Consider the following 13,314-nt stretch of genomic DNA (forward strand, 5'->3'; position numbering starts at 1 on the left):
TTCGAGCCGTTTCCCAATCGTCTGCGTCCTTCGGACTTGCCTCTTGGACGGCTCAGAATTCAATATTGCAGTCGCTTTCGATCTTGCGGCAGGCCTCTAAGACGCGCGGCATGACTTCAGCCGGCTCGCTGCCGTCGGCGAATTCGACCTTCATCTTCAGCGCCATGAAGTTCACCGTTGCGTCCTTTACGCCCTCGATCTTCTTCGTTGCGTCTTCCATCATCTGAGCGCAGTTCGCGCACTCGACTTCGATCTTGTAGCTCTTTTTCATGGGAGTTCCTCCTTAATGATTAAGTGATTATTTAATCGTTATGGCCATTATAGCGAGGTCGAGAAAGTTTGTCAAGTGTTTTTAAGAAAAAGATGGGTCCAGTCGCACATATTCTGTTCCAAATGAAAAACGGCAGCTCCGCCGCATGGACGAAGTTGCCATTTTCTTTCTACCGCTTGCTGCGCTGCCACAGCACGAAAGCGCCGACAAAGAGCGCGAGCCACGCGGCAGATCCCACGATATTGCCCGCAAGCGTATCGCCAAGCGGCGCGGCCATGGCGACGAGGGAGAGCGCGACGAAGAGCGCAGGCGCCTTCCACGGCACAGCCTTCGCCGCCGCATGGGGCGCGAGCACGGGCGGTCTCTCCTTTTTGCGGCGGCTTCTCTGCAGCCAGCCGCAAAAGCCCGTGACGATGACGGCGGCGCAAAGCAGATCGAGAACCGCCCAGATGATCTTCAGGAACATCGTCGAATGATTGTGCAGGTGCAGATCGCGCACGGCATCACAAAAGACGAGCCAGCGCGGCAAGGGCTTCGTGAAGTTCTCGATCTCGCCGCCCGCCGTGCGCAGCAGGTAGACGTCCTGCCCGCGAAACATCTGCGGTCTCTCGGCATCCGCCAGCGTCAATGCGGCGGGTGTCGATCCTTCGGCAGCGTCGAGGTAGAGAATCTCCTGGGCGGGAAAATGCTCCTCTGCATAAGCAATCATCTCAGCGAAGGTTATGGCGGGCGGCGCACTTTCCCTCTGCGGCACACTTGCCATCACATCCTCAGCATAGCTGCTGTAGTCGAGCATGCCGAAGACGATGGCGATTCCGCTCAAGGTCAAGAGCGCCGCCCAGACTGCCGTGATGATGCCGAGGAAGATGTGCCAATCGAAAAAACTGCCCGCCGATGTGCCGCCTCGCATACCGCCGAAAAGCCGCCGCTTCATGAAGGACGGATATAGGAATATGCCGCCCAGGATCGACAGGAAGCTCAAGAAGCACATGACGCCGAGGAAGATCATGCCGCCCTGCCCCAGGGCGAGGCGCAGATGCAGGTGATGCATCCAGCCCATGAAGGCAGCGAGCGCAGGCGACTTGACGCCGCCGCTCCGCCAAGGCACAAGCGCGTCCTGCTGCGGCGCATAGGCGAGCGCAGACACGCCGTATCCGCCGGTGCGCGAGAATCGATAGACGAGAAGCCCGCGCTCGGGATAGGCGGAAATCGACTGCACCCTACGCCCGGGATTCTCGCGCTCGATCCGCTCCAATCCCTTTGCCGCTTCTGCCCAAAGCACACGAGAGGATGTCTCGCCGAAGGCAGGTCGTTTTTCAAGCGCATTCCAGCGCGCGATATCGCCGTTGAAGAGCAGCGGCAGTCCCGTCAAGACGAGCAGCAGGAAGAAGAACGCACATACGGCACTGATCCAGCGATGCAGACGATAGATGAGTCTCATGAAGTGTCCTTTCGTGGTGCAGATATGATAAGCCCTGCTGGGTTTATCCGCGCTTCTCTAGAAGGAATACATCGCACCGAGAGAGTAGGTTCTATCGCTCGCTGCTTCATTCGCGTAGAAGTGCCGATTGAAGAGGTTATCGATGCCGAACTGCAGTCTGAAGCTGTCGTCGAACTTATACGTCAAGTAGAGATTCGTAGTGAAGAAACTGTCCTCTGAGCCGTATTCACCAGTAGTTGTATCAACATCCTGCCTTGCGGCCACATACCTTGCATCAAGGACACCGCCGAACTTCCCGCGCGTATAGTCGATACCGAAGCCTGCCATGTGCTTCGGCAAATCCCAATCTCGGTACGTATCGCCGCCGCTCGTATATTCGCCTGATTCAAAGGTGTAGTTCAGATATGCCCGCCAATCGCGGCTCAGACGATGCTTGACGTCGAACTCTATCCCCTTGATCATCGCTTCATTCATGTTGTAATAGGCTCTGATACCGTTGCGCGTAGCGATGGCAATCTTATCCTTCGTATCCACGCGGAAGAACGTCAAACCATATGAGGTGTTCTTGTTGATCTTCTGTTTCATTCCCAGTTCGTACGTCGTAGATTTTTCCGGCGTCAGATCAGGATTGGCCTTGATGGAACGCGGGTCGTCTCCCGCACGGCGATAAAGACGATAAATCGACGGCGGATTGAATGATTTGCCAAAGCTGGCATAAATCATCGTGTCCTTTTGCGGCTCATAGGTCACAGCGAATTTTGGACTCCAGGCATTGAAGGCCGTGTCTTCATAATCTTTGCGTACATCATCGATGTAGGAATAGCCATCCTTCTTATCGAAGCGGTCATAACGCAGACCGACCTGCAGCCGCCAACGCGGATCAAGCTCTAACTCATCCTGCACGAAAAGAGCTGTGGAGATGATGGATCCACCGCTCTGTGCGTATGGATCGCCATATTCTGAACTCCAATCCTTCCAATGATGAAGATCAACGGCACGATAGCGCATCTTGTCTTTCATCCATGCAAAGCCTGCAAGCAGCGTATGATTCTTAATCGTCCATTTCTTTTGCGCTTCTATATTGTAGTTCTTCGTAGGATATTCCGCTCGGTTTCCCAATCCCGTCCAATCGATGCTTGTAGCGCGCCGCGAGGCACCGGAATAACCATCCTTCGTGGTGTCGCTGTAGCCGATGTTCGCCGTGAAAGAGTTTTTCTTATCCTCATAGCGCAATTTGTGGACGTCTTGCTCGCGCTTTCCCATATAGCCGAGAAAATCCCCTGGCGAGACGCTGATATAATTGCCATTCGGCAAGAGTACCGTCCCAGAAAATGTAGGATTTCCGCTCGCATCACGCAAATAAGTGATGGGGTCATGGTAAGAATACTTATAAGAATTGTGCATATAGGTGTAGCTGAGCGAACGGTTGGCATCAAAGTCGTAATTCATGTCAAAGAAGACATTTTCACTTGATTTTTTTCTTGCACCACGGCTGCCTACGATATATTCACCATCAGAAAGCTTCGGAAATACGCCCGTCGCATCTGGAGTAACGCCTGTATCATACCACTCGTCCGTCGTGGCATAGTGCCCAACCCAGCCATCCGATGTACGTTTTTCGTAACCGAGACGGAAGTCGAGCTTACCGTCGCCGCCCGTGACCTGCATGCCACGTTGCCATGTGTTGTTGCTGCCGTGAGAGGCTTCGAGTTTGCCATGAAGGAGCTGCTGCTCGGGATTCTCCGGCTTTTTCGGTTTCTTCGTAATGATGTTGATGACGCCGGCGACAGCATGACCACCGTAGAGCGAAGAACTGGCGCCGCGCACGATCTCGATGCGCTCGATGTCACTGAGCGGGATGGAATCCCAATTGACGCCGCCGTCAAAGGCCGTGTTGAGCTGCTGTCCATTGTACATGACAAGGATGTTCGGACTGCTAAATCCACGCAGATCCAAGCCATCCTTCACTTCTGCCGTCGGCGCAACATAGACGCCTGCCTCCCTCGCAAGTGCTTCGCGCAAACTGAAGACATGCCTCTTTTCAAGTTCTTTCGCCGTGATGACGGTGACGTTGGCGGGAACTTTGTTGACAGGTTCCGCGACCCTCGTCGCCGTGACGGTCGTCTCGCCGAGGTCATGCCCCTCCGCCGCAGATGAAGCTTCCGTAGATACCGTCGTCGAATCAACTGCTGTGTTCGTCGCCTCAGCACTCTTTTCCGCCGCATACACTTGGGTTGTTCCCGCAACGGAACAGATGACGGCAAGCGTCAGGCATTTCTTTTTCCATGGATTCATTTTGCAGAACTCCCTTTCCTCATCTAGTAAACTACACGCACAATTTCCAAAAATAAAACGCAGCCCCTCCTTTCGTGCGCAAAAGGAGGGGCTGCGCAAAAACTTCCGTCAATGGCTGTACGCTGTGCCTCGGCCTAGCAAAAGGCCGTGGGCTTGCTACCGCCAAAATCTCCTCCCCATCGCTCGCAGGTTCAAACGGTGATTGCTGATCAGGCAGTTCTCCTGGCTCCAGTTCATCGCACGGCTGCACCTTCCCAAGTTTCCTCAGTGGCATTTTGCAGTGTGCTTCCTGTTACAGTGGCGTGACCGCGCCGGCTTCGACCGGCTTCTCTATTAAGTCTTGCGACACCTGACCCAAATATAGAATTTTTATTTTTTCATAACAATCCTTCTGGAAAGGATATCATGCATCATAGGCATTGTCAATATCAAACTAAGCCAATGCTGCTCCCAAACCCGTAACAAATATGACGACAAGCGCAATCCCTATCTGCTATAATGACAGCAATGAGAAACGCATTCAGATTTGGAACAGGAGAGATCGATATGAAAAAGGAATTGGACTTCAATAAAACGGTGGCGGAACTTGTCGAGGAGTTTCCGGAGTTTCAGCAGGCAATGGCGGAGATCGGCTTCAAGGAGATCACGAATCCGATGGTCTTGAATGTCATGGGTCGCGTCATGACCGTGCCCAAGGGTGTGGCGATCAAAGGAATGAAGCTGGAAGATGTCGTGCGCGAACTGGAGGCGCGCGGCTTCACGATCAAGCAGGATGAAGCTGCTGCGGCGCACGCGTGCAGCTCTTGCGGTACGCACGAGACGCATCCCCATGTGCACGGCGAAGGCGGCTGCGGCTGCACCCATGCGGCTGCTGCGGCAGGCGTGGCGGACGGAGAGGCTACGGGACGCGCGGCTGTGCTCAAGGGTTTCCTGCAGCGCCTTTCGGCAGGCGAGTCGCTGGAGACGGTACGGAAAGATTTCATCAAGGACTTCGCGAGCGTTTCGGCCGAGGAAATTTCCGCTGCCGAGCAGCAGCTCATCGAAGGCGGCACGCCGATTCACGAGGTGCAGAAGCTCTGCGATGTACACTCGGCGCTCTTCCACGGGCATATTGGCGGCGCAGCGCCCGCTGCGGACGCCGCACCCGAAGTGCAGGATCTGCCCGACGGGCATCCGCTTACGGTATTGAACCTCGAAAACAAGGGATTGTCCGAACTCCTTGATCGCCTGGTCGCCACTTTGGAGGCAAACGATGTCCCCGGCTTGAGCCGTGGCCTCGGCGAACTGCACGCAATCTACTCGCACTACGGCAAGAAGGAATCGCTGCTCATGACACTTCTCTACCGCTACGGTGTGACGGGTCCTTCGGGCGTCATGTGGGGCGTCGACGACGAGATCAAGGCGGAGCTTCGCGCACTCATGAAGTCGCTCGGCGATGGAATCGGCGGCGAGGAGGAGCGCTATTTGGCCTTCTTCCAGCGCATCCGTGACATGATCTACAAGGAAGAGAAGATCCTCTTCCCGCTGACGCTGCGCTTCTTCTCTGAAGAAGATTGGCTCATGATTTACCGTGACATGCCGGAATTCGGCATCGCGTTCATCAAGGATGCACCGAAGTGGGCGGAGGGCGATGCCTATGTTGCGGAGGCAGAAGCGAAAGAGCGCAAGATGATCGCCTCGGGCAAGGTCCGGCTATCGACGGGCGAAATCGGCTGCAAGGAACTGGAAGCCATCTTGAACCTCCTGCCCGTCGACATCACCTACATCGACAAGGACGAGATGCTGCGCTTCTTCTCGAATCCCGGGCAGGTCTTCGCGCGCCCGCGCATCGCTTTGGGCAGCAAGGTCTACAACTGCCATCCCGCCAACATCGTGCCGATCATCGAGCAGCTCGTCGCCGATTTCAAGGCGAAGAAGCGCGATCGCATGGAGATCTACCGCTATATCAAGGGCAAGCCTGTCGGCGTGCGCTATCTCGCCATCTACGACGAGAACGGCGAATACACGGGCGCGGTCGAACTCGTAGAGGACTTCTCCGAAGCTCTCGCGCAATTCGGCGAGAAGAAGTAGAAACAACTGGTCGTTCTCGGTATTCGCTTTAATCCGTATGCCAAAGTCGTATGTGAAAACGTTCCGCAAATCAAGCCCATAGGGTACAGCTGACGTTCACAAAGCCTCATCCCATATTGGCGAAGCGTTCGACCGCCTTGGTGAAGCTCTCGACCGTCTTTTCCGCATCGCCGTGGGCGATGCCGTCTTTCACGCAGTGTTGGATGTGGCCTTCGAGCACGATCTGACCGCACTTGTGCAGCGCAGCCTTTGCAGCATTGATTTGTGAGAGAAGATCCTCACATGGAATTTCCTCCTCGACCATGCGGTCGAGAGCCTCGACCTGTCCGCGAATCTTTCTGAGCCTGCGGTGCAGGTTCTCCATGTCCATGCATTGACGCATCGTATCCCTCCTCAGTCCTTGTATCCTGTCGTGCGATTGACGAGGTTTTCGAGTGGTACGCCCTGCATGAATGCTGCAAGATTTCTCGCAGCGATCTGAACGATCTTGTCCTGTGTTGCGCTCAGGTGATCGTCGCCCGAGATATGCGGCGTTATATAAATATTCGGTGTATGCCAGAGCGAGTGATCGGCGGGAAGGGGCTCGGGATCTGTGACGTCGAGCGCCGCGCCTGCGAGATGCCCTTCCTTCATCACTTCGATGAGATCTTCCGTGACGACGGCGTTGCCGCGCCCGATGTTCAGGAAGTAGGAGCCTTTTTTCATCGCAGTAAAGCGCTTTTTGTCAAAGACGCCCCTCGTCGCCGTTGTCTCTGGCAGAACCGATACGACGACATCCGCACGTGCGAGCAGAGAATCGAGTTCTTCCATCGTGCCCATCTCGTCGATGCCAAAGGGCTTCGCTCCCTCGCGGCGGCGCACGCCGATGACGTAAGCGCCGAGCGCCTTGACGCGACGCGCGAAGGCACGACCGATGTCGCCTGCGCCGAGGATCAAGATGGTCGCGTCCTCGATCGAGGTGACGCTCCCTTCATCGTGCCAGATTCCCTTCTTCTGGTTGTCATAGTAGGGATAGAGCTTCTTCATCATCGCGAGGAGCTGTGCGAGCAAATGCTCGGAAAGCGCAAGGCCATAGGCTCCCGTCGCATTCGTTAGGAGGACATCGTCCCTGAGCACGCCTTCTTTGCAGTAGGTGTCTGCCCCTGCCGTATTGAGCTGCAACCAGCGCAATTTCTTCGCTGCAGGCAGAAGCTCCAGCGGTACGTTGCCGATGATGGCATCAACATCGGCGAGGTCTTCTTCACGCACCTGATCAGCAGGCACGAAAAGAAGCTCCGCCCCCGTCGCATTTCTTTGCAGCTGTTCCTTATGATGCTCGTTTGTTCTCAAGGCAATCAGAATTTTCATGGCGCCTCCTTTGTCGCAGTTCAACGATTTTTCTCTATTATACCATAGGATGCAACCTATACGTCATGTCTGCCTACACAGTTTTCCGTTTCATTAAGGGCAGCATACAGTGTCCATAAAGTGAACGTTTGATAACTTCCTTTACGGATACCGCTTTTGCAAAAAAAATATGGCATAGCCAGTCCGTAAAACTGGCTATGCCTGTTTTATTTTCTGTTCGTTTCCTGCAATGGCATCATCAAGGAGGTATGCCGAACATATGTCCTCACGCCCTTACTGAAGTCTGGTCAATCGGTCTGTGCCTTCGGCTTGACCTCTTGGGGCTTCATACTAGATACATGAATGTAACCATAGATGTTGCTCATGCGGCTTCCTTCTCCAAATTGCGACCTAAAACGTTTGATCTTCTCTTTTCTTCTATGCTATAATGATAACTGTATGAGAAAACTACACGCACAAACGTCCACTTCGTGGACATTGTGCGCCGCCCTTACAGAAGCCTAGCCAATCGGTCTGCGCCTTTGGCTTGACCTCTTGGGGCTTCATAGTAAAAGTAGTATTATTCTTCAAAATTGTTGGGGGATCATGGCTTGAATACGAAAGGAAAGAAGCCGGACAAGCGTGAGTATACGCTGAAGGTCATCCCGCACCAGGGTGAGACAGTGCGAAGCTACAGCTTCTCGGTTCGGAGGCTGAAGCTTCTGGCGTGCGCTCTGGCAGCTCTTGGTGTGGTTTTGCTGGCGGGATTCGGCTATGTATCGTACAGCCTTTGGAGCAGCGTGTCGGACGCGAAGGCGGAGACGCCTGCTGAGACGGGCCGCCAGGCGGAGCTGAAGGAGCTTGCCAAGGAGGCGCAAAATCTGCAGAGCGAGATGGAAAAGCTCACAGAACGCGAGAAGACGCTGCGCCGTCTGCTCGATGAGGGGGCGGCGGACGAGTCTGCCAAGCATACGGGGCAAGGTGGGCCAGCTGTGCCAGCGGAAGTCTCGCAGGTGCGACGTGCACTCGATGCGGTGTCGCGCGGTTTGCCTGAGAGGCGCGAAAGCCTCGCGAAGCTTGAAGCGAGATATGAGAAGCAGCAGCGAGAAGCGGCGGAGCGAGCGGCCGAAAAGGATAAGATGGCACGAACGAGCGTGCCGGGCAATGTCCCTTCGGGCTGGCCGACATCGGGCGATATATCGTCACCCTTCGGCTGGCGTTGGAACGGTACGGACTTTCATCCAGGCATCGACATCGCCAACGATATGGGGACGCCCATCGTGGCGACGGCAGACGGCGTCGTGACGACGGCTGGCTGGAATGGAGGCGGCTACGGCAACATGGTCGATATTGACCACGGCAACGGCATCCTCACGCGCTACGGTCATGCGTCCGAAGTCGTAGTGCACGAGGGACAGCATGTGAAGCGCGGTGATGTGATCGCCTATATGGGCAGCACGGGCTTTTCGACGGGGCCGCATGTCCACTATGAGATCCATGTCAATGGCGAGACGGTGAATCCGGCAAGCTATCTATAGGAAGTGGGGAGTCTATGTTTGGTGTGATGAAAAGGCGCGATGACAGTTCCGCCTCAGGCGATATAGAAACGATCATCGGCAAGAACACGAAGATTCATGGCGAGGTCAGCGGCACAGGGAATCTGCGCATCGACGGAGAGATCGAGGGCGAGCTGAAACTCTCCGGCTCCGTGATCGTCGGGGAGACGGGCATGGTCACGGGCAACGTCTCTGCGCGCTCACTTGATGTATCGGGCACGGTGCATGGCAACGCGCAGACGGAAGAGGGACTGACGATCCACAGCGCAGGGCAGCTCATCGGCGATGTCAAGGTCAACGCTTTCCAGATCGAGGACGGCGGCATCTTCAAGGGGCGCAGCGAGATGAATCCGCGCGCCGGCATCGAGCTGAAAGTGCACCCGCAGCCCGCGGCAAAACCGCTGCAGGAACGGGTGTCTTCCGCAGACGCTTCGGCGAAATCGCCGTCGAAGATGGCGGCGCAGCTAAAACCACCGACGAAGGCGGAGAAAAAATGAAAACCTGCGCCCTTATGACATGGCTTCTCAGAACTTAGCGTAAAGAAAGCCGCTGCATGAACCTTTCGGACATACAGCGGCTTTTTTTGATGCGGTCGGACAGTCGTTCAGATGAAGTATTCGATGGATTTTTCTGCCGTGAGCTTCGTCGTATTGTTGAAGAGCAGTACGGCTTCGCGCGTATCTTTCTCCCCGAGTGCGTACAGCTCCTGCGTCTCACGGTTGAAGAAGGAGAAAGGGACGCGGCGGTTGTACCATAGGGGATGCTTCAGATCTATGCGCACAGAAGACTCTGCACCCTTGAATGGCTCTTCCTGATAATAGGGATCGAAGAGCAGGATTTCCTCATCCTCGATGCCCGTCATGAGTACATAGTGTTCGACCTCAAACCACAGGCGCACGACGGCGACGCCTTTGCGACACAGTGTGTCGTTGAGTCGACTGCCTTCGCCGATGAATACTTCTTCACCGCGGAGATAGCAGCTCGATACAGGGAGCAGACCTGCCTTGCCGAAACTGTCGAGCCAGTTCGACAAGAACATCATCGCCATGCACGAGGTGCCGCTCTTGCCCGGATGCCCTTCCTTTCCGTAACAGTCGAGGCAGTAGAGCATCGTATTGCGCAGGATCTCGGGCGGCAGTTCCTCTCGCGAGAAGAGGAAGCTCATGGCGTTGAGCATGGATGTTGGTCCGCAGTCGTATTCGGAAATTTGATAGTGAAGCGGTGTTTTCATTGTATGAGATTTTCCCTTTCCTTCATGTGGCGCATTCGGGCAATGGCTCTTCATCAGCAACCTGGATGATGACCATGGGAATGATTCTTCTGCGCTAAAGTCTATAGAGGGCTAGACACGTCAATGCTAGTATAACATATCTTACCGAAGCTTAGCCAATCAGTCTGCGCCCTTCGGACTTGACCTCTTGGATTTTCATGGTAAAATAAAAACAGATGATTGTGGAAAATTTCAACAGCGGGAAGTGTGACCCTTTGCCCCGAACGGGGTTCTTACTCCATACGGTCACTCTCCCCATCCAAAGGAGGAATCGTCCATGACAGTTCGTGAAGGAGACGCCGCGATCGTAGAGCAGTTCGTCGATCTCTACAAAAAGACGCTGAATGATGCAAACACGGCGCTTGCAGACAGCATCTGGCAATCAGGACCGAAGACGTCCATGATGCACCCGCGCGGGGATGACATCGGCTGGGAGAACATCCGGCAGCACTTCTACATTGATCGCCTGCAGAAGCTCTACACGGAGCGTCACTTCGAGTTCCGCGACCTCGAGATCGAAGTCTACCGCGATACGGCGATTGCCATGTACACATGGGACTTTCACGGCAAGCTGCGCTCCGATGGCACGGAGATCGAGCATAAGGGACGCACGAGCCAGACGTACCGCCGCACCTCGCAGGAAGGCTGGAAGATCCTGCACGCTCATATCTCGGGCATGCCGATCACAAACGAACGCCAGCAGATCTGACAGAAAAAGAGGGGCTTCCGCTGGGAAGCCCCTCTTTTTTCATGTCAAGAATAAACCTCATCCCTTGATTTCGTCGTACATGCGGCAGCGGTTTGGCCCGAACCTGCGCGCTGACAGCATAGCCTCTTCTGCCTCACTGACCATATGATCAAACGTCTCTGTAGGCGATCCTGTGACCGATATGCCCATACTGAATGATACCGGCGTATGATCCTGCGGCTGTACGCGCAGAAAGAGATCGAGAATGCGCTGCGCACGCTTTTCAATGATATCGATGGAGATGCGGCCCGAGATGAAGACGGCGATCTCATCTCTTTTGACGCGCCCGAAGATATCGACGCCTCGGAAATCTGCACGAACGGAGTCTGAGAGCGTGCCGATGTAGCCGTTGCATGCCGACTCGCCCAACGCTTCACAAAGCTTCTCGTAGTCGTCGATACCAACGATGAAGAGCACGCCCTTTTCGCCGCGCAAGAGATTCATGAGCTGATGATTGATGAGAAGCGCCAGCCCCTCGCGGTCAAAGAGTCTCGTCTGCGGATCGCGTTTCAGCTGCGCTTCCTGGCGTTCCATCATATGTGTAGTATCGTGTAGGTCCTCCATGAGCCCGACGACTGCATAGACTTGTCCGTCCTCTGTCGCTAAGCTGTGATACGAGGTACGGCGCCAAAGCGGACTGCCGTCTTTCGTCTTGACCCGATACTCGACGACATCGTCGCGAATCCTCCGGCAGGCGTCTGTCAAGCGTGCGAGCACTTCCTCGCTCTGGTCGGCATCGGCGAGCACTTCATTGGTAAAATAGTCGTAGAAATTCGCCCTGTGCGCTTCTTTCATCTCTTCTCCAGGAGCGGCCTGCCAGAGCGTCGTTTCGTCTTTCGCTACTTCGTAGCGGTAAGCGATCATGTTTGTCGTTTCCAAGAAGACACGCAGTATCGCCTCTCTGCACGCTTCCTCCCGTTCCTTTGTATCTTTCCTCGCTTCTTGCGGCATCGGCTGAGGAATGTCCAAAGTTTCCATAGGGTGCGCTCCGCTGACTTTCAGCGAGCGCTTTCTTCTCATGTCGGTGCTTTTCATCGGTAAAACTCCTATCCGGCCGCTGCAGTTTGAGACGAGTATAAATCCCTACCGCTGTGAAACAGCCTTTCTTCCATTATAGAACAAAAAAAGATTTTTTCAAAGAAAATTCTTCTCCGGCTTTTCTATGGGAATTTACAGCATCGATCAGATAGAGCTATTTCATCTCCGATTCCTTGAAATACTGCCATGCGTCCAAGACTTCTCATTGTGAATCGTAACACTCGCCTGCGTATCCGTCAAGCCTGGGACAGAGACGCTGGAACACGTGCCACACGTTTTGTAAATCTTATAGAATTCTTTCCTTTAAGGACAAAGGACTTTCATTCGACCGATACCCTTCAGGCTTGACTTCTCGGAGTTTTACAGTATACTTGAAAGCACAGATATGAAAAGACGTAACGGACATATTTTAGGCGATTGTCGCTGCGTGGAAAGGATGGGATGGTATGCGTCTACGTCGTTTGCGCAAAGTCTTTCTTGCTTTTGGACTTGCCGTATTCTTGTCGGCGGGCACGGCCTTGGCCGCGCCGATCCTCTCGGAAAACTCCCATGGGCACGACGTCTTCAAACTGCAAAAGGAACTGAAGCGCACGGGCTATCTCAGCGATGAACCGGACGGCATCTTCGGCAGCCGCACGAAGAGCGCGGTTCTTGCGTTCCAACGCGCCCAGAGCCTCAAGGAAACGGGCGTCGTCGATCGTGAGACATGGAGCCGCCTGCAGAAGCAGCCTGCACGAGATGCCTCACCCGCCCCTGCGCCGCCCGCCGCAAAGCCCGCGCAGGGCGGCTCTATCGCCTTTCCTGGTGCGAAACCTGCCGACAATACAGCGGCGGAAACGCCGGGCAAAGAGAATGTCCCCGCGCTCGAACCGCGCATAAAAAAAGCGCCCGAGAGCGCTCCGTTCCTGCAGCGGGCCAAGGTGGCGGCCGTCATAGCGACGGCGAAGAAGTACATCGGCACGCCGTACAAATTCGGTGGTACAACACCGAAGGCGTTCGACTGCTCGGGCTATCTGCAGTACGTCTTCAAGGAGAACGGCATGACGCTGCCGCGCACGGCGGATGAGCAGTTCAAGCTCGGGAAAAGTGCGAAGACGGCGGAGCTTGAAGAGGGTGACCTCGTCTTTTTCGAGACCTACGAAAAGGGCGCGTCGCACTGCGGCATCTACCTCGGCGGCGGCAAGTTCATCCACGCATCGACGAGCAAGGGCGTGCGCATCGACGAACTTTCAGGCGACTACTGGAATACGCATTATTACGGCGGCAAGCATATTGTACGGTGAGGGGAATCGCGCAGTT

12 protein-coding genes and 1 riboswitch are annotated in these 13,314 nt (G+C 54.9%); of the genes, 5 read left to right on the plus strand and 7 right to left on the minus strand.

The genetic code is table 11. From position 1 onward, the window contains the following. Positions 1-52: 52 nt before the first annotated feature. The 3 genes from RWS31_RS09185 to RWS31_RS09195 all read right to left on the minus strand — a co-directional run bounded on the left by RWS31_RS09185 (position 53) and on the right by RWS31_RS09195 (position 4,007). Entirely contained in the window at positions 53-271 is a 219-nt protein-coding gene (locus tag RWS31_RS09185; protein WP_006193255.1) for a cation transporter, read from the minus strand. 169 nt (positions 272-440) lie between these two features. Continuing rightward, positions 441-1,712: a PepSY-associated TM helix domain-containing protein gene (locus RWS31_RS09190; RefSeq protein WP_314597745.1), complete on the minus strand. Its 1,272-nt coding sequence runs from the start codon at positions 1,710-1,712 to the stop codon at positions 441-443. Positions 1,713-1,769: 57 nt separating this feature from the next. Continuing rightward, positions 1,770-4,007 carry a TonB-dependent receptor gene (locus RWS31_RS09195; protein ID WP_314597746.1) on the minus strand — a complete coding sequence of 746 codons (2,238 nt, stop codon included), beginning with the start codon at positions 4,005-4,007 and terminating at the stop codon, positions 1,770-1,772. 194 nt (positions 4,008-4,201) lie between these two features. Next, positions 4,202-4,375: riboswitch (cobalamin riboswitch) on the minus strand. A 178-nt stretch (positions 4,376-4,553) separates the two neighbouring features. On the opposite strand from RWS31_RS09195, the gene RWS31_RS09200 reads away from it, so the two are divergent. After that, positions 4,554-6,077: a DUF438 domain-containing protein gene (locus RWS31_RS09200; protein ID WP_314597748.1), complete on the plus strand. Its 1,524-nt coding sequence runs from the start codon at positions 4,554-4,556 to the stop codon at positions 6,075-6,077. Positions 6,078-6,183: 106 nt separating this feature from the next. Here the strand turns inward: RWS31_RS09200 and RWS31_RS09205 are convergent, their stop codons facing one another. Both RWS31_RS09205 and RWS31_RS09210 read right to left on the minus strand, forming a co-directional pair. Continuing rightward, the gene (locus tag RWS31_RS09205; RefSeq protein ID WP_009645791.1) at positions 6,184-6,459 is read right to left on the minus strand and encodes a metal-sensing transcriptional repressor; all 276 of its coding nucleotides are present in this window, start codon (positions 6,457-6,459) and stop codon (positions 6,184-6,186) included. 11 nt (positions 6,460-6,470) lie between these two features. Continuing rightward, on the minus strand, positions 6,471-7,424 hold the full coding sequence (locus RWS31_RS09210; protein WP_314597750.1) for a D-2-hydroxyacid dehydrogenase: 954 nt from the start codon (positions 7,422-7,424) through the stop codon (positions 6,471-6,473). Between the two features lie 590 nt (positions 7,425-8,014). Here RWS31_RS09210 and RWS31_RS09215 point away from each other — a divergent pair. After that, a complete protein-coding gene (locus RWS31_RS09215) occupies positions 8,015-8,941 on the plus strand; it encodes a peptidoglycan DD-metalloendopeptidase family protein (RefSeq protein ID WP_314597752.1) in 927 nt (308 codons plus the stop codon). Positions 8,942-8,955: 14 nt separating this feature from the next. Continuing rightward, positions 8,956-9,456 carry a polymer-forming cytoskeletal protein gene (locus RWS31_RS09220; RefSeq protein WP_314597754.1) on the plus strand — a complete coding sequence of 167 codons (501 nt, stop codon included), beginning with the start codon at positions 8,956-8,958 and terminating at the stop codon, positions 9,454-9,456. A 107-nt stretch (positions 9,457-9,563) separates the two neighbouring features. Here RWS31_RS09220 and RWS31_RS09225 read toward each other — a convergent pair whose 3' ends face one another. Beyond that, on the minus strand, positions 9,564-10,190 hold the full coding sequence (locus RWS31_RS09225) for a peptidase C39 (protein ID WP_314597756.1): 627 nt from the start codon (positions 10,188-10,190) through the stop codon (positions 9,564-9,566). A gap of 316 nt (positions 10,191-10,506) precedes the next feature. On the opposite strand from RWS31_RS09225, the gene RWS31_RS09230 reads away from it, so the two are divergent. Continuing rightward, positions 10,507-10,938 carry an AtzH-like domain-containing protein gene (locus RWS31_RS09230; protein WP_314597758.1) on the plus strand — a complete coding sequence of 144 codons (432 nt, stop codon included), beginning with the start codon at positions 10,507-10,509 and terminating at the stop codon, positions 10,936-10,938. 57 nt (positions 10,939-10,995) lie between these two features. Here RWS31_RS09230 and RWS31_RS09235 read toward each other — a convergent pair whose 3' ends face one another. Next, on the minus strand, positions 10,996-11,955 hold the full coding sequence (locus RWS31_RS09235) for a diguanylate cyclase domain-containing protein (RefSeq protein WP_314597760.1): 960 nt from the start codon (positions 11,953-11,955) through the stop codon (positions 10,996-10,998). Positions 11,956-12,461: 506 nt separating this feature from the next. On the opposite strand from RWS31_RS09235, the gene RWS31_RS09240 reads away from it, so the two are divergent. Next, positions 12,462-13,298, plus strand: a complete 837-nt coding sequence (locus RWS31_RS09240; RefSeq protein WP_314597763.1) for an NlpC/P60 family protein — start codon at positions 12,462-12,464, stop codon at positions 13,296-13,298. Positions 13,299-13,314 lie beyond the last annotated feature (16 nt).

The organism is uncultured Selenomonas sp. (assembly GCF_963528755.1).
In the GTDB taxonomy this organism is placed as follows: Bacteria; Bacillota; Negativicutes; order Selenomonadales; family Selenomonadaceae; genus Selenomonas.